Raw genomic sequence first — 17667 nt, forward strand, 5'->3', positions numbered from 1 at the left:
TCACGACGGGTCGAGGAGGGCGGCGGCCTCCTCGACGGTGTCGACCAGGTGGATCCGGGGCTCCATGACCCGGTCCCGGGCCAGCGCCTCCAGCAGCGGCCAGGCCGGCAGCGTCCGGGTCCAGTGCTCGACGCCGACGAGCACCATCGGGGCGGTCGAGCCCGGGTCGGCGTAGTAGTTCTCGCACGCGTCCTGGAAGACCTCCTGCACCGTGCCGGCCGCTCCCGGGAGGAAGACGATGCCGGCGTTGCACAGGGCCAGCAGCACCGCCTCACGGGTGGCGTTGCGGAAGTACTTCGCGATCGCGGTGGCGAAGACGTTGGGCGGCTCGTGGCCGTAGTGCCACGTGGGCACGCCGAGGGTCTGTCCAGAATCGGGGTCAGAAGCGGGGTGAGCATCGCGGTGGGCGTCGCGCACCTCGAACGCCACCCGCGCCCAGGCACCGACGTCGGGGTGGAACCCCGGCACCGCGGCGAGCCGGTCGAGGGCCGAGCCGAGGGCAGCGGCCGGTGCCCCTGCGAGGCGGGCGCCGAGGTTGGCCGCCTCCATGGCGCCCGGGCCGCCCCCGGTCGCGACGACCGCGGTCCGCCCGAGCAGGTGGCCGAGCCGCGCGGCCTCGGCGTAGCCGGCGCTGCCCCGAGCCAGGGCGTGCCCGCCCATGACGCCGGCGATGCGCCGGCCGGCGGCCCAGGCGCTCAGCGCCTCGTCCACCGCGTGGTCGTGGAGGGCCATCGCCAGCGCGACGTCGGGGGTGGCCGGCTGCTGCGACCACGCGTAGACCCGGGCGTCGGTGCACTCGTCGTAGCGCCCGGCGTCGAAGAGCTCGTCGGCGGTGTAGAGCGTGGTGCGGTAGGTGTCCACGGGCACGTCGGGGACCTGGGGGAAGACGATCCCGCCCCGCTCCCGGACCAGCTCGGCGTCGTCGCCGGCGAACCGGCAGCCGAGGAACAGCGCCCCGGCCGGGTCCACCCGGCGCAGAACCGCCCCGCGCTCGGTCAGGTCCAGCGACTGCAGGTGCCACCCGTCCAGCGACCGGGCGCCGGCCGCCAGCCGGTGATCCAGGTCGGCGAGGGTCTCGACCTCCACGGTCCGTCCACGGCTCCAGCGCATGCACGGCATTGTGCCCGGGCAAGCTCGCCCGGGGGACCGACCCCGCTCACGCGCCGGTCGCGGCGGGCAGCACCACGTGCACGCTCAGCCCGCCGTACGGCGACTCCGAGGCCCAGGTGCGGCCGCCGGCCCGCTCGACGGCCTCGCGGACCTGGCCGAGCCCACGACCGGAGCCGGTGACCGAGGCGCCGAGGCGCTCGCCGGGCCGGAAGGCGGCCGCACGCAGGGGCTCGGGGATGCCCGGGCCGTCGTCCGAGACGCTCACCTGCCACCCGTCCGCCACCGGGGTCGCGGTGATCCAGACCCGGACCCGGGGCTGGGCGCCGCGGTGCTTCACCGCGTTGACGACCAGGTTGAGCAGCACCTGGCGCACCGCGTTGCGGGCCCCGCGCACCACCGGCATCGGCGTGGAGTCGTGCAGCTCCAGGGCCGGATCGCCGACGACGGACCTCAGCCAGGTCAGCTCCTGCCGGAGGTCGATGTCCTCGGCCCGGGCGGAGGTGCGCCGTTCGGCGTCGGTCAGGGTGTCGCGGATCAGTCGGTCGCACGCCTCCGCCGAGGCGACGATCCGGGCCAGGTAGTCGGCGGGCTCGGGACCGAGTCGCTCGGTCTGCGCGACGGACTCGGCGAGGGCCCGGATCGAGGCCAGGGGGTTGCGCAGGTCGTGGGCGAGCGAGGAGGCGGAGTCGCGCAGCCTCTGGTTGCTCTCCTCGAGCTCGGACATGGTCGTGGACAGCAGGTGGTGGAGTCGCTCCTCCACCCGCCGGCGGCGCCGGATCTCCCGGGCGGTGCGCTCGATCACCAGGGCGCCCGGGGTCGAGCCGTCCCGGAGGCGGAGCAGCAGGCCGTCGCCCGGGCCGGCGTGTCGTTGGCCGCGCAGCTCCAGGCCATGACCCTCGTGGCAACGCGGTGTCAGCCGCACCGGCGAGGGCCGCCCGCTGGCCGCGAGCCGGGCGAGCTCGCGGCGAACGGTCTCGGCGTCCTCGTCCACGAGCCGGCTCAGTGGCACCCCCTCCACGGGGCCCAGCAGCTCCACCGCGCGACGGTTCCCCCGCCGCACCTGCCCCTCGTCGGAGACCAGGAGCAGGGCGTCGCCGACCAGGTCGGCGTCCACCTCGAACTGGTCGCGTCGGCTCGCCGACGGCATGACCTGGCCCATCGGGCCCCCCCTTGCAGCGTGAGCGGCCGCCCCCCAGCGGGCCGTCTCCCCACCGAGCGTAGGCGGTCCGCGTCACCGGGTCTGCCGTTTGGCGGGGAGCCGGACACGGGTCCAGACCGCTGCCCTCAGAGCGCGTGCGCCAGCAGGTCGGCGAACACGTCGTGCTCGTCGACGGCCAGGCCGCGGGCGGCGAACCAGCGGCAGACGTTCGTGCAGTCGCGCAGCAGGAGGTCCGGCCCCCGCGGGTTGGCGACGACGTCGACCACCTGGGGCAGGTCGATGACGACCAGGCGCTCGCCCGCGGCGAGGACGTTGTACGGCGAGAGGTCGCCGTGGGCGAGCCCGTGCCTGGCGAGCTCGGCGAGGAAGTCCCGCAGCTGGTCGAACCAGGCGGCGAGCAGGTCCGGCGCGGGTCGCATCCGCGCCAGCCGCGGCGCCGGCTCCCCGTCGACGGTCACCAGCTCCATGAGCAGCTCGGTGCCGTCCAGCTGCACCGGGTAGGGCACCGGGAGGCCCAGTGACCAGCAGGTCTTCAGGGCCTCCCACTCGGCGGCCGCCCACTGGCCGGCGGCGAGTGCCCGGCCGTAGTCGGACCTGCGGGCCAGCGCCCGGGTGTCGCGGGAGCGCCGGGTCCGGCGGCCCTCCGTGTAGGCACTGCTGCGGTGGAAGGAGCGGTGGTCCTCGCCGCGGTAGCGCTTGGCCGCCATGACCGTGCCGGCCCGACCGGGCACGGCCCGCTCGACCAGGAAGACCTCGGCCTCCTTGCCGGTCTTGAGGATCCCCAGCTCGGTGTCGAGGGCGGCGTCCTCGGTCACCACCCAGGCCGGGCGGGGCTCCGGACCCCGGCACAGGGGCTCCACCGCATGCCAGGTCGACCACCGCTGGCCGTCGGCGAGCGGGTCGTCGACGGGGTGGAAGTCGCACACGAAGGCCGGGTCGAGGTCCCGATCCCCGGGGGGATCGGCCGGGTGGTCAGCCGGGGGGTCAGCGGGGGCGGAAGGCGGGGACGGCAGGGACGGTGGGAACGACAACGGTGCTCCTGGGGAACGAGAGGGGTGCGGGCAGGCCGGAGGGAACCTGGGTCATCACTGCCTCCTCTCGTCCGGGGCGTGGCCGGGCGTCGTACGCTGCGGTCACGGGACTGACAGTGTCCGAGCCGGGCCGGGGGCCGGGCAACCGATTTTCCGGTTCGGTGGGCGTGCCCCCGGCCGAGGAGGGTGCGACGTGGTGTGGACGTGGTTCCGTGAGCCCACCGAGCAGGATCCCGGCACGGCGAACCTCTGCTTCAACGCCGTCGACCTGCCGGTGGTGCGCGGCGCGGCGGACCTGCCCGCGGTTCTCACCGGAGACGGACAGGTCACGTTCGCGACGCTCCTGGAGCGGGTCGGCGCCCTCGCCGGGGTGATGCGCGGGTTCGGCGTCACCCCCGGGCACACGGTCGGGGCCCGCCTCGACGATCCCGTGGACGGGCTGCTGGTGCTGCTCGCCGCCGGCCGGCTGGGGGCGACCCTGGTCCCCGGTCCGGACGCGGAGGCGCTGGCCGGGCACCGTCCGCAGCTGGTCGTGACCGACTCGCCCCTGGCGTGGGGCGGACACCGACCGGCGACCGTGCTGACCCGGGGCTTCGAGCCGCGCGACCCCGCGCTCGAGATCGACTGGGACACGGCACTGCGGGCCGGTCGGACCGACCCGGCGCCCTGCGTCCCGGTCCCGGCTCAGGGGATCGCGTACCTCAGCGGCGGGTTCGTGACACTCGCCGAGGTGCCCGGTGACCCCTCGCCCCTGGGTCGGCTGGTGGCCACCCTGGCGGCGTCGGCGCCGGTCGACGCGGTCGCGCTCGGGCCCTGGTCGAACGTCGCCTCGTAGGTGAGCGAGGTCTCGTCGCGCCCGACCGGGACCAGCGTCAGCCACAGGTCGCGGCCGTCGGTCCGCAGGGACCGGCGGGCGGCCTCGAGCGGCTGCCGGGCGGGACCGGTCAGCCGGACGGTGACCCGGTCGCTGGCCTGCTCGTGCACGACCGAGGCGACGTAGAGGGCGAGGACCGGCTGCTGATCCTCGTCGACGAGGTGGAGGTGCTTGCCGCACAGCGCGGCGAAGAGCTCGTAGGTGGGTTCGATCCTGATCCCTGCCATCGCCGTCATCTCCTGCCGAGACTGCCGAGACCGTCGCGGGTGCGTCGGCACCGACCCCTTCGGGCCAGACACCCAGCATGTGCCCCCGCCGCGGCGCGCGGGAGGTGGGTGGGCGGAAATGGCCCGGAAGGGCTACTCCCGGGTCCCCGTCCGGTACCCCGGCGATGGCCCCACGCGGCCCGGCGCCCGGTCGTGCCGGGGAGGGCTGGGACAATGGCGAGGTGACCCCACCAGGACCCCGTGCGCCACAGCCGGCGCACCAGCCCCGCGAGATCGTGGTCCTCGGCTCGACCGGCTCCATCGGGACCCAGGCCCTCGACCTCGTCCGCGCCCACCCGGACCGGTTCCGGGTGGTCGGACTGACCGCCGGGGGCGCGAACCCCGACCTGTTCGAGGCCCAGGTGGCCGAGTTCGCCCCGGCCTTCTCGGGGCTGGGGGAGCAGGCCTCGGTGGAGGCCGCCGGGCGTCCCTGCGACGTGGTGCTCAACGGCATGACCGGGGCGGTGGGCCTGCGCCCCACCCTGGCGGCGCTGGACGCCGGCAGCACCCTCGCGCTCGCGAACAAGGAGTCGCTGATCATCGGCGGCCCGCTCGTCACCGCGCGCGCCGAGCCCGGCCAGATCGTGCCCGTCGACAGCGAGCACTCCGCGATCGCCCAGTGCCTGCGCGGCGGCGGTCGGGACGAGGTGCGCCGACTGGTGCTGACCGCCAGCGGGGGGCCGTTCCGGGGCCGCTCCCGCGCCGACCTGGCCGGGGTGACCCCGGCGGAGGCGCTGGACCACCCGACCTGGTCGATGGGCCCGGTGATCACGGTCAACTCCGCCACGCTGGTGAACAAGGGCCTGGAGGTCATCGAGGCCCACCTGCTGTTCGGCATCGGCTTCGACGACATCGAGGTGGTCGTCCACCCGACGTCGGTCGTGCACTCGATGGTGGAGTTCGTCGACGGGTCCACCCTGCTGCAGGCCTCGCCGCCGACGATGATGATCCCGATCGCGCTCGGGCTGGGCTGGCCGGACCGGGTGCCGCAGGCCGCGCCGCCGGTCGACTGGTCGCGGGCCGAGACCTGGGAGTTCACGCCCCTGGACGACGCGGCGTTCCCGGCGGTGTCGCTGGCCCGGGAGGCCGGCCGCCGCGGCGGCACCGCCCCGGCGGTCTACAACGCCGCCAACGAGGCCTGCGTCGCGGCGTTCCTCGAGGGCCGGCTCTCGTTCGTGGAGATCGTCGACGTGGTCGGCGACGTACTCACCTGTGAGGACGTACCGTTGGTCCAGGACCCCACCGTCGACGACGTGCTCGGCGCCGACGCGTGGGCGCGGGCCGAGGCGGCCCGCCGCACCGCCGAAAGGGCCTCATGAGCGCGCTGTACTACACCCTCGGGGTGGTGATCTTCGTGGTCGCCATCCTGGGCTCGATCGCCCTGCACGAGCTCGGCCACCTGTACTGGGCGAAGCGGTTCGGCGGCAAGGTCACGCAGTACTTCGTGGGCTTCGGCAACACGCTCTGGTCGAAGCGGGTCGGCGAGACCGAGTACGGCATCAAGTCGATCCCGCTCGGCGGGTTCGTCAAGATCGTCGGCATGCTCCCTCCCGACGACCAGGGACGGCTGCGCCAGAGCAACACCGGCATGTTCACCCAGCTGGTCGCCGATGCCCGCGCGGCCGAGGCCGAGCACATCCAGGAGGGCGACGAGCACCGCCTCTTCTACCGCATGTCGTGGTGGAAGAAGGTCGTGGTGATGGCCGCCGGCCCGTCGGTGAACATCGCGATCGCGTTCGTGATCTTCGGGGCGATCTTCGCCACCTACGGCAACCCCGCGGACCGGGTCGCCGAGCCGGTCGTCGCCGCGGTCCAGCCGTGCGTCGTGCCGGCCGCCGAGGAGAACCGCGAGTGCACGGCCTCCGACCCGGCCAGCCCGGCCGCGATCGCGGGACTGCGCGAGGGTGACCGCTTCGTCGCCTTCAACGGGGCGCCCCTCACCGACTGGGCGAGCGTCCAGCAGGCGATCCGCACCAACGAGGCCGGGTCCGCCGAGATCGTGGTGCTCCGCGACGGCGAGCGGGTCACGCTGACCACGGACACGCTGGTCCGGCCGATGAACACCGACGCGACGGACCGCGACCAGCGCGAGAGCGTGGGCTTCCTCGGCGTCGTCCCGGAGACCTACCTCCGGTCCGGCGGCCTGCTCTACACCCTCGACGAGATGGGCACGATGACCGTGCGCACGGTCGAGGCCCTCGTCGACCTGCCGGTCAAGGTCTGGGGCGTGGCCCAGGCGATCGTGGGCGTGCAGGAGCGGGACCCGGAGGGACCGATGAGCGTGGTCGGCGGCGGCCGGATCGCCGGCGAGACCGCCTCCAACGAGCTGTTCCCGGTCATGGACCGCGGCGTCTTCCTGCTGATGCTCATCGCGGGCTTCAACTTCTTCATCGGCATGTTCAACTTCGTGCCGTTGCTGCCGCTGGACGGCGGCCACATCGCGGGCGCCCTCTACGAGGCGGTACGCCGCGGCTGGGCCCGGCTCCGGCGCCGTCCCGACCCGGGCTACGTGGACGTCGCGAAGCTGCTGCCGGTGGCCTACGTCGTGGCCGGGGCGTTCCTGGTGATGAGCGTCGTGCTGATCGTCGGGGACCTCGTGGTCCCGATCCGGTTCAGCTGAGCAGTGGCCGCATCGCCCGGGCGACCACGCTGGGCCGCCGGGTGAGCCGTTCCTCGCCGTCGGCGACGGCGGCGGCCCGAAGCCCGGCGTTGATGCCCAGCCAGCGCAGCGGCTCCGGCTCCCAGGACCGGGACCGGTGCCCGACCCACGGCAGCCGCACCAGGTCGGTGTCCCGGCCCAGGACCAGGTCGGTGAGGGTCCGACCGGCCAGGTTCGCGGTGCTCACCCCGTCGCCCACGTAGCCGCCCGCCCACGCCAGGCCGGAGGCCCGGTCCAGTCCGACCGAGGCGCACCAGTCGCGCGGCACGCCCAGCGCCCCGCCCCACGCGTGCGTGATCCGGGTGCCGGAGAGCGCGGGGAACAGGTCGAGCATCGTGGCGTGCAGACGCCGGAACACGGCGTACCCGGCGGGGAAGGTGGACCGGGTGCGCGAGCCGAACAGGTACGGCGCCCCGCGCCCCCCGAGCACGAGCCGGTCGTCGGCGGTGCGCTGGGCGTAGATGATCAGGTGCCGGTGGTCCGAGAGCGTCTCCCGCCGACGCAGCCCGATCCGGTCCCAGGCCTCGGCGGGCAGCGGCTCGGTGGCCAGCACCAGCGAGTGCACCGGGGCCAGCCGACGCCGCTGCCCGGACAGGGACGCGGTGTAGCCCTCGGTCGCCCGCACCACCACCTCGGCCCGGACCGTGCCGTGTGCGGTCACCGCCCGGCCGGGGGCGATCTCGGTCACCGCGGTCCGCTCGTGGATGGGCACCCCGCGGCGCTCCACGGCCTCGGCCAGGCCGCGGACCAGGCGTCCGGGGTGCAGGGCCGCACAGTCCGGGGTGTACGTCGCCCCGTGGGTGCGCGTGGTCCGGACCAGGGACTCGGTCTCGGAGACGTCGAGCAGCCGCAGCTCGTCGGCGGAGAGGCCCCACGAGCGGGCGTGGGCGACCTCCGCCCGGGCCCGGGCCCACTGCGCCTCCGACCGGGCCACGCTGATCGTGCCGCCGCGTGCCGCCTGCGCGTCGATGCCCTCGGCGTCGGCGGCCCGGAGCACTTCGTGGACGGTGTCCCGCATGGCGCGGTCCTGCGCCCGGGCCGCGGCCCGGCTCGAGCCGGGCAGCGCCGCGAGTGCCTCCAGCGAGGCGGGGAAGAGGGCCGAGCACCAGCCACCGTTGCGCCCGGAGGCACCGAACCCGGCGACCTGCGACTCGAGCACCGCGATCCGCAGGGTCGGGTCGGCGCGTGCGAGGTAGAGGGCGGTCCACAGCCCGGTGAGGCCGGCGCCCACGATCGCCACGTCCACGTCCGTGCTGGCGGGCAGCGCGGGCCGGGGCCGGTGGTCCGCCGCGGGCGGCGCCTGCCAGACCGAGCGGTCGACCGGTCGGCCGCCCGGGAGGTCGGTCGGGGGGCCGGTCGGGGGGTCGGTCGGGGGGCCGGTCAGCGCACGCCCCAGGAGTAGGTCTGCTTGTGCAGCTTGAGATACATGAACGTCTCGGTCGAGGTGACGGTGTCGATCGAGCGGATCTTGTCGGAGATCAGCTCGAGCAGGTGCTCGTCGCTCTCGCAGACCGCCTCGACGAGGAGGTCGTAGGAGCCCGCGGTCACCACCACGTAGTCGACCTCGGGCAGCGCCGCGAGGGTGTCGGCCACCGGCTCGAGCGGCCCCTGGACCCGGATCCCGATCATGGCCTGGCGGGCGAAGCCCATCTCGAGGGGATCGGTCACCGCGACCACCTGCATGACGCCGGCGTCGAGCAGCCGCTGCACCCGCTGCCGGACGGCGGCCTCGGAGAGGCCCACCACCTTGCCGATCGCGGCGTAGGAGCGGCGGCCGTCCTGCTGCAGCTGCTCGATGATCGCCTTGGACACGTCGTCGAGCTGGGGCCGCTCGTGGGCGCGGGGGCTGTGGCTCACCACGGCATCGTGTCAGGACGGCGCGAGGACGACAAGCACGACTCTCCGCTCGAACGCGTGATTTCGTTGCGTTTCGGGTGACAACACCACGGAATCACTTGTCGTGCACCGTGACGCATGACACGATCCGAAGCGTTGAGGTCCGTTCGGCGAGGAGGAACGATGGCACGACGTCCGCATCACCCCGGCGGGGACACCGCCGTGGACAGGTTGGCCCGCCAGGTGGCGCAGGAGCTCGGGGGCGCCCCCGGGTTCTCCCGCCGCAGCTTCCTGCGGGCCTCCGGGTTCGGGGCCCTGGTGCTCGGGTCCGGAGGGTTGCTGGCCGCCTGCGGCACCGAGGGCACCCAGCAGAGCGCCGACAGCTGCACGAGCGAGGACCTCAGCGACAGCGAGAAGAAGCTGATCTTCTCCAACTGGCCGCTGTACATGGACGAGAAGGGCAAGCGCTACCCGACCCTCGAGGACTTCCAGTCCGAGACCGGCATCGACGTCACCTACAACACCGACGTCAACGGCAACAACGAGTTCTTCGCGAAGGTCCGCAACCAGCTCGGCGCGTGCGAGCCGATCGACCGAGACCTGATGGTGCTGACCGACTGGATGGCGGCCCGGATGGTCGGGCTCGGCTGGCTCCAGGAGCTCGACACGGACGCGATGCCGAACGTCTCGGCGAACCTCGTCGAGAGTCTCCGGAGCCCCGACTGGGACCCCGATCGCAAGCACTCCGTGCCGTGGCAGAGCGGTCTGACCGGCATCGCCTACAACTCGAAGTTCACCGGCAAGGTGTCCAGCTTCGAGGAGCTGCTCACCCGCGGCGACCTCAAGGGGAAGGTGTCGCTGCTCAACGAGATGGGCGACACGATGAGCTTCCTGCTGACGATGACCGGCGCCGACCCGTCGGACTTCAGCGACGACGAGTGGGGTGCCGCGCTGGAGCGGATGGAGGAGGCCGTCGCGTCGGGCCAGATCCGGCAGTTCACCGGCAACGACTACACCCGGCCGCTGAACAACGGCGACGTGCTGGCCTGCGAGGCCTGGTCGGGCGACATCATCGCGCTCCAGTACGACAACCCGGACATCGAGTTCGTGGTGCCGGAGGAGGGCATGGTGCTCTGGAGCGACAACATGCTGGTCCCCAACAAGGCCGCGCACAAGGCGAACGCCGAGAAGCTCATGGACTACTACTACGAGCCGGAGGTGGCCGCCCGGCTGGCCGCGTGGGTGAACTACATCTGCCCCGTGCAGGGCGCGGAGGAGGCGATGGCCGAGGTCGACGACTCCCTGGTGGGCAACCCCCTGATCTTCCCCACCGAGGAGGACCTCGCCGGCACCTTCACGTTCATGTCCACCGACACCAAGACGCGGGAGGGGTTCGAGAAGGACTTCAACCGAGTGATCGGCGCCTGAGCGGTGGGCTCGGCCAACGACCTGGTCCTGACAGGGGTCAGCAAGCGGTTCGGGTCCTTCGTCGCCGTGGACGATCTCGACCTGACCGTGCCGGCCGGCTCGTTCTTCGCCCTGCTGGGCCCCTCCGGGTGCGGGAAGACCACGACGCTGCGCATGATCGCGGGGCTGGAGACCCCCACCGGCGGGCGGATCACGCTCGGTGCGGACGACATCACCGCGCTGAAGCCCTACCGCCGGCCGGTCAACACCGTCTTCCAGAGCTACGCGCTGTTCCCGCACATGACGATCGCGGAGAACGTCGCGTTCGGGCTGAGGCGCTCCGGCACCCGGGACGTGAAGGACCAGGTCGCGGCCATGCTCGAGATGGTCGAGCTCGGCGACTACGGCCGCCGGAAGCCGGCCCAGCTCTCGGGCGGGCAGCAGCAGCGGGTGGCCCTGGCCCGGGCGCTGATCAACCGGCCGCGGGTGCTGCTCCTCGACGAGCCGCTCGGCGCCCTGGACCTCAAGCTGCGTCGCCAGATGCAGATCGAACTCAAGCAGATCCAGACCGAGGTCGAGACGACCTTCGTGCACGTCACCCACGACCAGGAGGAGGCCATGACCATGGCCGACACGGTCGCGGTGATGAACGCCGGCGTGATCGAGCAGATGGGGCGGCCCGAGGACCTCTACGAGCACCCCAGCACCACGTTCGTGGCGAACTTCCTCGGGCAGTCGAACCTGATCCGCGGTGAGCTGGGCGGCGCCGAGCAGGCCGACGTCGTCGTCGACGTCCACGGCACCCGGCTGCTGGCCCCGGGGGCACAGGTCCCGGACGGGGGACGTGAGGTCTGGGTCGGGATCCGGCCCGAGAAGGTGACGCTGGCCGCGGCCGGCGCCGGCGCCCTGCGGGGGGCCAACGTGCTGGAGTCGGGGGTGGTCACCGACGCCAGCTTCACCGGCGTCAGCACGCAGTACCTCGTGCGGATGCCCTGGGGGCAGGAGCTCATGGTGTTCGAGCAGAACACCGGCCAGCACAAGGGGTTCGTGGTCGGCGACACCGTGGACCTGCACTGGGTGCCCGACCACACCTTCCTGCTGGACGCCGGTCAGGACTCCGCGGCCGGGGTCGAGCGCGAGACGGTGCCGTGAGCGACACCGAGGAGCGCCGAGGCGGGCTGGTCGGCTACGTCCTGCTGCTCCCCGCGGGTGCCTGGCTGACCCTGTTCTTCGTGGTGCCGCTGGTGACGCTGGTCAGCACCTCGTTCTACGACCCGGCGGGCTCACTCGAGCTCGGCTACCGGGTCACCGGTCAGGTGACCAACTACGCCAGCGTGCTCAGCGACTACTCCGAGCAGTTCCTGCGCTCGTTGGGGTACGCCGCCACGGCCACGCTGGTCTGCGTCCTGCTCGGCTACCCGCTCGCCTACGCCATCGCGTTCAAGGCCGGCCGGTGGCGCAACCTCATGCTGGTGGCGGTCATCGCCCCGTTCTTCACCTCGTTCCTGATCCGCACCCTGTCCTGGCAGCTGATCCTGGCCGACCAGGGCTGGGTCGTGGACACCCTGCAGTTCCTGCACCTGCTCGGTGAGGACGGCCGGCTGCTGGCCACCCCGGTCGCGGTGGTCACCGGGATCACCTACAACTTCCTGCCGTTCATGGTGCTCCCGCTGTACGCGTCGCTGGAGAAGATCGACCCTCGGCTGATCGAGGCCGGCTCCGACCTCTACGCCTCGCCGTTCACGACGTTCCGCACGGTGACGCTGCCCCTGTCCCTGCCGGGTCTGGTGGCCGGCACCCTGCTGACGTTCATCCCGGCGGCCGGGGACTACATCAACGCGCAGCTGCTCGGCAACACCAGGACCCAGATGATCGGCAACGTCATCCAGAAGCTCTTCGACGGCGGCTCCTACCCGGAGGCGGCGGCGCTGTCGGTGACGCTGATGGCCGTGATCGTCGTGCTGGTCCTGGCCTACGTCAGGCGCGCCGGCACCGAGGACCTGGTGTGAGCCGGGCGGGCACGGCGCCGGACCGCCGGTCGGACCGACCGGTCCGACAGGGTGGTGGACTGGGTGGTGGACTGGGGATCCAGCGGTGGGGGCACTGGCTGGCCAACCACCTGGTCCTCGGGATCGGACTCCTGGTCCTGCTCTACATGTTCGTCCCGATCCTCATCGTCGTCGCGATGTCGTTCAACCAGCCGGCCTCCCGCAACAGCTACTCCTTCAACGAGTTCACGCTGCGCAACTGGGCCAACCCGTGCGAGCCGCTGGGGATGTGCGACTCGGTGCTGCTCTCGGTCCAGATCGGCCTGCTGGCGACACTGGTCGCGACCGCCCTGGGCACACTCATGGCGTTCGCGCTCGTGCGGCACCGCTTCCGGGGGCGGTCCGTGGCCAACGTGTTCACGTTCCTGCCGATGGCCTCCCCGGAGATCGTCATGGGCTCCTCGCTGCTCGCCCTGTTCGTGGCGGGTGGCTTCGCCGGCGCCCTCGGCTTCGTCACGATCCTGATCGCCCACATCATGTTCTGCCTCAGCTTCGTGGTGGTCACGGTGAAGGCCCGGCTGGCCGGCCTGGACCCACGGCTCGAGCAGGCCGCGATGGACCTCTACGCCAACGAGTGGCAGACGTTCTGGCGGGTGACCTTCCCGCTGGTGTTCCCGGGCATCCTGGCGGCGGCGCTGCTCAGCTTCTCCCTGTCGTTCGACGACTTCATCATCACGAACCTCAACGCCGGGCAGGAGGTCACCTTCCCCATGTACGTGTGGGGTGCTGCCCAGCGCGGGATCCCGCCGCAGATCAACGTGATCGGCACCGTCATGTTCCTCACCGCGCTGCTGCTGGTGCTGCTGGGCGAGCTGAACACCCGGCGGCGGGAACGGGCGTGAGCGCCGCGCGGGCCGGCGTACGCCGGGGCGGATCGGCCCTGGCCCACGCCGAGCCGAGGGTCTTCTGGCTCGACGACCCGGCCCGCCCCGAGCCGCTGCCGCCGCTGGTCGGCGCCCGGCAGGCGGACCTGGTGGTCGTCGGCGGCGGCTACACCGGCCTCTGGACCGCCCTGCTGGCCCGGCAGCGGCACCCCGATCGCTCCGTGCTCCTGCTGGAGGCCGGGCGCTGCGGCGACCAGGCCAGTGGCCGCAACGGCGGGTTCGTCTCGGCCAGCCTGACCCACGGCTTCGGCAACGGGTCGGCCAGGTGGCCCGAGGAGCTCGCGGAGCTGGACCGGATCGGGGCCGCCAACCTCCGCGCGATCGGCACCGCCGTGCGCGAGCACGGGATCGACTGCGGGTGGGAGGAGACCGGCGAGCTCACGGTGGCCACCGAGCCGCACCACCTGACCGAGCTGGCCGGGCTCGCCGGGCAGATGCGGGCGGCCGGTCACGACGTTCGGCTGCTCGACGCGGGCCAGGCCCGCGCCGTGCTCGACTCCCCGACCTATCTCGGGGCGATGCACGAGCCGGACGGCACCGCGCTGGTGGAGCCCGCGCGGCTGGCCTGGGGCCTGCGTCGTGCCTGTCTCGAGGCGGGAGTCACGATCTGCGAGGGCAGCCCGGCCCTCGGGCTCGACGACGACCGCGGCCCGGTGCTGCGCACCGCCCACGGCCGGGTCCGGGCGGGCCGGGTGGCGCTGGCCACCAACGCCTTCCCGTCGCTGCTGCGACGACTGCGGCTGATGACGGTCCCGGTCTACGACCACGTCCTGGTGACCGAGCCGCTCTCCTCCGAGCAGCGCTCCGCGATCGGCTGGGCCGGGCGGCAGGGCGTGGGGGACGCCGCGAACCTGTTCCACTACTACCGCCTCACCCGCGACGACCGGATCCTGTGGGGCGGCTACGACGCCGTCTACCACTTCGGGTCCCGCATCGCCCGGAGCCTGGAGCAGAACGCGGCCACCCACGCGCTGCTGGCCGAGCACTTCTTCGACACCTTCCCGCAGCTGGACGGGCTCGGGTTCACCCACCGGTGGGGCGGCGTGATCGACACCTGCACCCGCTTCGCCCCGTTCTTCGGCACCGCCCGCGGCGGACGGATCGGCTACGCGCTCGGCTACACCGGCCTCGGGGTGGCGGCGACCAGGTTCGGTGCGCAGGTCATGCTGGACCTGCTCGAGGGCGAGGACACCGAGCGCACCCGGCTCAGGCTGGTCGGGGAGCGGCCGGTGCCGTTCCCACCCGAGCCGGCCCGGTGGGCCGGCGTCCAGCTCACGCGCTGGTCGATGGCCCGCGCGGACCGGCACGGCGGCCGGCCCAACCTGTGGCTGCGGGCGCTGGACCGGCTGGGCCTGGGCTTCGACTCCTGAACAGCGACGAGACCGACACCGCACGACCGGAAGGGAAGGGCCGACATGGACGAGCCGATCATCGGGGGCTGGCACGACGGCGCGCCGTGGCAGGGTGAGGGGTCGGGACCCGGCACCAGGTACGGCGACGTGCACGACCCGGCCACCGGGAGGCGCACCGCACGGGTCGCCTTCGCCGGCACCGCCGACGTCGGCCGGGTCGTGGCCCGGGCCGAGGTCGCCGGCCGCGAGTGGGGAGCGGCGTCGGTGACCCGACGGACCCAGGTGATGTTCGGGTTCCGGGAGGCCCTGCACCGGCGCCGCGAGGAGATTGCGGCCGTGATCACCGCCGAGCACGGCAAGGTGCTCGACGACGCGCTGGGCGAGGTGCAGCGCGGGCTCGAGGTCGCGGAGTTCGCCTGCGGGGCACCGCACCTGCTCAAGGGATCGTTCAGCCACGAGGTGTCAGGGGGCATCGACGTGCACTCGATCCGGCAGCCGGTGGGGGTGGTGGCGGTGATCTCGCCGTTCAACTTCCCCGCGATGGTGCCCCTGTGGTTCGTCCCGCTGGCGATCGCGGCCGGCAACGCCGTCGTGCTCAAGCCCAGTGAGAAGGACCCCTCAGCGTCGCTGCTGCTGGCCGAGTGCTGGGCGGAGGCCGGCCTGCCCGCAGGGGTCTTCAACGTCGTGCAGGGCGACAAGGAGGCCGTCGACGCCCTGCTGGTGCACCCGGACGTGCAGGCGGTCTCCTTCGTCGGCTCGACGCCCATCGCCCGCTACGTCTACGAGACCGCGACCGCGCACGGCAAGCGGGTGCAGGCCCTCGGTGGCGCCAAGAACCACATGGTGGTGCTCCCCGACGCCGACCTCGAGGCCGCCGCCGACGCCGCCGTCAACGCCGGGTTCGGCTCGGCGGGGGAGCGGTGCATGGCGGTCTCCGTGCTGGTCGCCGTGGACCCGGTCGGCGACGACCTGGTGCCGATGATCGCGAAGCGGATGTCGACCCTGCGGGTCGGCGACGGTCGGGGGGAGGCCGACATGGGCCCCCTGGTCACCGGCGCGCACCGGGACCGGGTCGCCTCCTACCTCGATGCCGGCACCGAGGCCGGCGCCGAGCTCGTGGTCGACGGCCGGGACCTCATGGGCGACCGAGCCGCCGATGACGAGACCGCCGACGGCTTCTGGCTGGGCCCGACGCTCTTCGACCGGGTGCGGCCCGGGATGTCGGTCTACGACGACGAGATCTTCGGGCCGGTGCTGTCGGTGGTCCGGGTCGAGTCCTACGACGCGGCCCTGGACCTGGTGAACGCGAACCCGCACGGCAACGGCACCGCCATCTTCACCCGCGACGGCGGCGCCGCCCGGCGCTACCAGCAGGAGGTGCAGGTGGGGATGGTCGGCGTCAACGTCCCGGTGCCGGTGCCCATGGCCTACTACTCGTTCGGCGGCTGGAAGGCCTCCCTCTTCGGGGACACCCACGCGCACGGCACCGAGGGCGTGCACTTCTACACCCGCGGCAAGGTGGTCACCTCGCGCTGGCCGGACCCGGGCACCGGTGGCATCGACCTCGGGTTCCCCCGGCACGACTGACCGGCTCAGATCATGCTCGACGCCTTCTCCAGCACCACCCGCAGGATCTGCTCGATCTCGTCGAAGTGCTCCTGGTCGCAGATCAGCGGCGGGGCCAGCTGGACGACCGGGTCGCCCCGGTCGTCGGCCCGGCAGTAGAGGCCCTCGTCCAGCAGGGCCTTCGACAGGTAGCCGCGCAGCAGCTTCTCGGCCTCGTCGTGGTCGAAGGTCTCCTTGGTCGCCTTGTCCTTGACCAGCTCGATGCCGTAGAAGAACCCCGCGCCCCGCACGTCGCCGACGATCGGCAGGTCGCCCAGCCTCTCGAGCGTGCTGCGGAAGGCGTCCTCGTTGGCCCGGACCCCCTCCAGGACCTTCTCGTTCTCGAAGATGTCGAGGTTCGCCATCGCCACCGCCGTGGACACCGGGTGCCCGCCGAAGGTGTAGCCGTGGGCGAACGACTCGTGGCCGTGGTGGAAGGGCTCCATGAGGCGGTCGGTCGTGATCATCGCGCCGAGCGGGGAGTAGCCCGAGGTCAGCCCCTTCGCGCAGGTGATGATGTCGGGCTGGTAGCCGTAGCGCTCGGCGCCGAACATGTACCCGAGCCGGCCGAACGCGCAGATCACCTCGTCGGAGACCAGCAGCACGTCGTACTCGTCGCAGATCTCCCGGACCCGCTCGAAGTACCCGGGCGGGGGCGGGAAGCAGCCGCCGGAGTTCTGCACCGGCTCCAGGAAGACCGCGGCGACGGTGTCCGGGCCCTCGAACTCGATCGCCTCGGCGATCCGGTCCGCGGCCCACCGGCCGAAGGCCCGCTCGTCGTCGGCGTGCGCGGGCGCGCGGTAGAAGTTCGTGTTCGGCACCCGGAACGTCGAGGGCACCAACGGCTCGAACGGCGCCTTCATCCCCGGCAGCCCGGTGATCGACAGCGCGCCCTGGGGGGTGCCGTGATAGGCGATGGCGCGGCTGATCACCTTGTGCTTGGTGTGCTTGCCGGTCATCTTGAAGTACTGCTTGGCCAGCTTCCAGGCGCTCTCCACTGCCTCGCCGCCGCCGGTGGTGAAGAAGACCCGGTTCAGGTCGCCGGGGGCGTAGCCGGCCACCCGCTCGGCGAGCTCGATGGCCGTGGGGTGGGCGTAGGACCACAGCGGCATGAACGCCAGCTCCCGGGCCTGCTTCGCGGCGGCGTCCGCGAGCTCGACGCGGCCGTGGCCGAGCTGGCTCACGAACAGCCCGGACAGCCCGTCCAGGTAGCGCTTCCCCTGGTCGTCGTAGAGGTAGGCGCCCTCCCCGCGGGCGATCACCGGCACGTCCTGGGTGGCGTAGGTGGAGTGCCGGGTGAAGTGCATCCAGAGGTGGTCCTTGGCGGCCTGCTGGAGTCGGTCGTGCGTGGGGTGCTGGTCCATGGGGGCCATCCTGCCCGGCAAGCATCCCGGGAGCAAGTGAATCCGTGGTGAAATCGGAGAATGAGTGCGGAT

The 17667-nt window shown here is 72.7% G+C and carries 15 protein-coding genes; 8 read left to right on the forward strand and 7 right to left on the reverse strand.

Annotated features, from left to right (window positions below; genetic code table 11):
- The 4 genes from IE331_RS05415 to IE331_RS17080 all read right to left on the reverse strand — a co-directional run bounded on the left by IE331_RS05415 (nt 1) and on the right by IE331_RS17080 (nt 4401).
- Nucleotides 1–1110 carry an LOG family protein gene (locus tag IE331_RS05415; RefSeq protein WP_192141191.1) on the reverse strand — a complete coding sequence of 370 codons (1110 nt, stop codon included), beginning with the start codon at nt 1108–1110 and terminating at the stop codon, nt 1–3.
- A 46-nt stretch (nt 1111–1156) separates the two neighbouring features.
- On the reverse strand, nt 1157–2269 hold the full coding sequence (locus IE331_RS05420; RefSeq protein WP_192141193.1) for a sensor histidine kinase: 1113 nt from the start codon (nt 2267–2269) through the stop codon (nt 1157–1159).
- A 125-nt stretch (nt 2270–2394) separates the two neighbouring features.
- Nucleotides 2395–3195 (reverse strand): serine protein kinase RIO, encoded by an 801-nt coding sequence (locus IE331_RS05425; RefSeq protein ID WP_201931122.1) that lies wholly within the window; start codon nt 3193–3195, stop codon nt 2395–2397.
- 789 nt (nt 3196–3984) lie between these two features.
- Nucleotides 3985–4401 carry a DUF6916 family protein gene (locus tag IE331_RS17080; protein WP_404821733.1) on the reverse strand — a complete coding sequence of 139 codons (417 nt, stop codon included), beginning with the start codon at nt 4399–4401 and terminating at the stop codon, nt 3985–3987.
- Between the two features lie 221 nt (nt 4402–4622).
- Between IE331_RS17080 and IE331_RS05435 the strand changes: the two genes are divergently transcribed.
- Entirely contained in the window at nt 4623–5759 is a 1137-nt protein-coding gene (locus tag IE331_RS05435; protein ID WP_318646767.1) for a 1-deoxy-D-xylulose-5-phosphate reductoisomerase, read from the forward strand.
- A complete protein-coding gene (locus tag IE331_RS05440) occupies nt 5756–7060 on the forward strand; it encodes a M50 family metallopeptidase (protein WP_192141199.1) in 1305 nt (434 codons plus the stop codon). Before IE331_RS05435 ends, IE331_RS05440 begins: the two co-directional genes overlap by 4 nt.
- On the opposite strand, the gene IE331_RS05445 is transcribed toward IE331_RS05440, so the two are convergent.
- Together IE331_RS05445 and IE331_RS16920 are read right to left on the reverse strand one after the other, a co-directional pair.
- Nucleotides 7053–8339 carry an NAD(P)/FAD-dependent oxidoreductase gene (locus tag IE331_RS05445; protein ID WP_201931129.1) on the reverse strand — a complete coding sequence of 429 codons (1287 nt, stop codon included), beginning with the start codon at nt 8337–8339 and terminating at the stop codon, nt 7053–7055. The genes IE331_RS05440 and IE331_RS05445 overlap by 8 nt on opposite strands.
- Before the next feature lie 140 nt (nt 8340–8479).
- Complete coding sequence (locus IE331_RS16920) at nt 8480–8956, reverse strand: Lrp/AsnC family transcriptional regulator (protein WP_318646768.1); 477 nt, start codon at nt 8954–8956, stop codon at nt 8480–8482.
- Nucleotides 8957–9118: 162 nt separating this feature from the next.
- Here IE331_RS16920 and IE331_RS05455 point away from each other — a divergent pair, with 162 nt between their 5' ends.
- From IE331_RS05455 to IE331_RS05480, 6 genes are read left to right on the forward strand one after another with little or no spacing between them, the layout of a single operon-like run.
- Nucleotides 9119–10363, forward strand: coding sequence for an ABC transporter substrate-binding protein (locus IE331_RS05455; RefSeq protein ID WP_192141201.1), 1245 nt, complete (start codon nt 9119–9121; stop codon nt 10361–10363).
- Between the two features lie 3 nt (nt 10364–10366).
- On the forward strand, nt 10367–11494 hold the full coding sequence (locus tag IE331_RS05460; RefSeq protein ID WP_192141202.1) for an ABC transporter ATP-binding protein: 1128 nt from the start codon (nt 10367–10369) through the stop codon (nt 11492–11494).
- Entirely contained in the window at nt 11491–12351 is an 861-nt protein-coding gene (locus IE331_RS05465; RefSeq protein ID WP_192141204.1) for an ABC transporter permease, read from the forward strand. The genes IE331_RS05460 and IE331_RS05465 overlap by 4 nt, the downstream gene beginning before the upstream one ends.
- Nucleotides 12348–13232, forward strand: coding sequence for an ABC transporter permease (locus IE331_RS05470; protein ID WP_318646769.1), 885 nt, complete (start codon nt 12348–12350; stop codon nt 13230–13232). The genes IE331_RS05465 and IE331_RS05470 overlap by 4 nt, the downstream gene beginning before the upstream one ends.
- A complete protein-coding gene (locus IE331_RS05475) occupies nt 13229–14644 on the forward strand; it encodes an NAD(P)/FAD-dependent oxidoreductase (RefSeq protein WP_192141206.1) in 1416 nt (471 codons plus the stop codon). The genes IE331_RS05470 and IE331_RS05475 overlap by 4 nt, the downstream gene beginning before the upstream one ends.
- Before the next feature lie 45 nt (nt 14645–14689).
- On the forward strand, nt 14690–16213 hold the full coding sequence (locus IE331_RS05480; RefSeq protein WP_192141208.1) for a CoA-acylating methylmalonate-semialdehyde dehydrogenase: 1524 nt from the start codon (nt 14690–14692) through the stop codon (nt 16211–16213).
- Between the two features lie 5 nt (nt 16214–16218).
- On the opposite strand, the gene IE331_RS05485 is transcribed toward IE331_RS05480, so the two are convergent.
- The gene (locus IE331_RS05485; protein ID WP_201931133.1) at nt 16219–17595 is read right to left on the reverse strand and encodes an aspartate aminotransferase family protein; all 1377 of its coding nucleotides are present in this window, start codon (nt 17593–17595) and stop codon (nt 16219–16221) included.
- Between the last annotated feature and the right edge of the window lie 72 nt (nt 17596–17667).

Origin of the sequence: Nocardioides donggukensis (assembly GCF_014842875.1) — a bacterium.
Classification (GTDB): Bacteria; Actinomycetota; Actinomycetes; order Propionibacteriales; family Nocardioidaceae; genus Nocardioides; species Nocardioides donggukensis.

What these genes read in the sequence shown, in the direction of transcription:
- IE331_RS05415 (WP_192141191.1), bottom strand. Translation starts at nt 1,110, where the DNA reads ATGCGCTGGAGCCGTGGACGGACCGTGGAGGTCGAGACCCTCGCCGAC.
- IE331_RS05420 (WP_192141193.1), bottom strand. Translation starts at nt 2,269, where the DNA reads ATGGGCCAGGTCATGCCGTCGGCGAGCCGACGCGACCAGTTCGAGGTG.
- IE331_RS17080 (WP_404821733.1), bottom strand. Translation starts at nt 4,401, where the DNA reads ATGGCAGGGATCAGGATCGAACCCACCTACGAGCTCTTCGCCGCGCTG.
- IE331_RS05440 (WP_192141199.1), top strand. Translation starts at nt 5,756, where the DNA reads ATGAGCGCGCTGTACTACACCCTCGGGGTGGTGATCTTCGTGGTCGCC.
- IE331_RS05455 (WP_192141201.1), top strand. Translation starts at nt 9,119, where the DNA reads ATGGCACGACGTCCGCATCACCCCGGCGGGGACACCGCCGTGGACAGG.
- IE331_RS05480 (WP_192141208.1), top strand. Translation starts at nt 14,690, where the DNA reads ATGGACGAGCCGATCATCGGGGGCTGGCACGACGGCGCGCCGTGGCAG.
- IE331_RS05485 (WP_201931133.1), bottom strand. Translation starts at nt 17,595, where the DNA reads ATGGACCAGCACCCCACGCACGACCGACTCCAGCAGGCCGCCAAGGAC.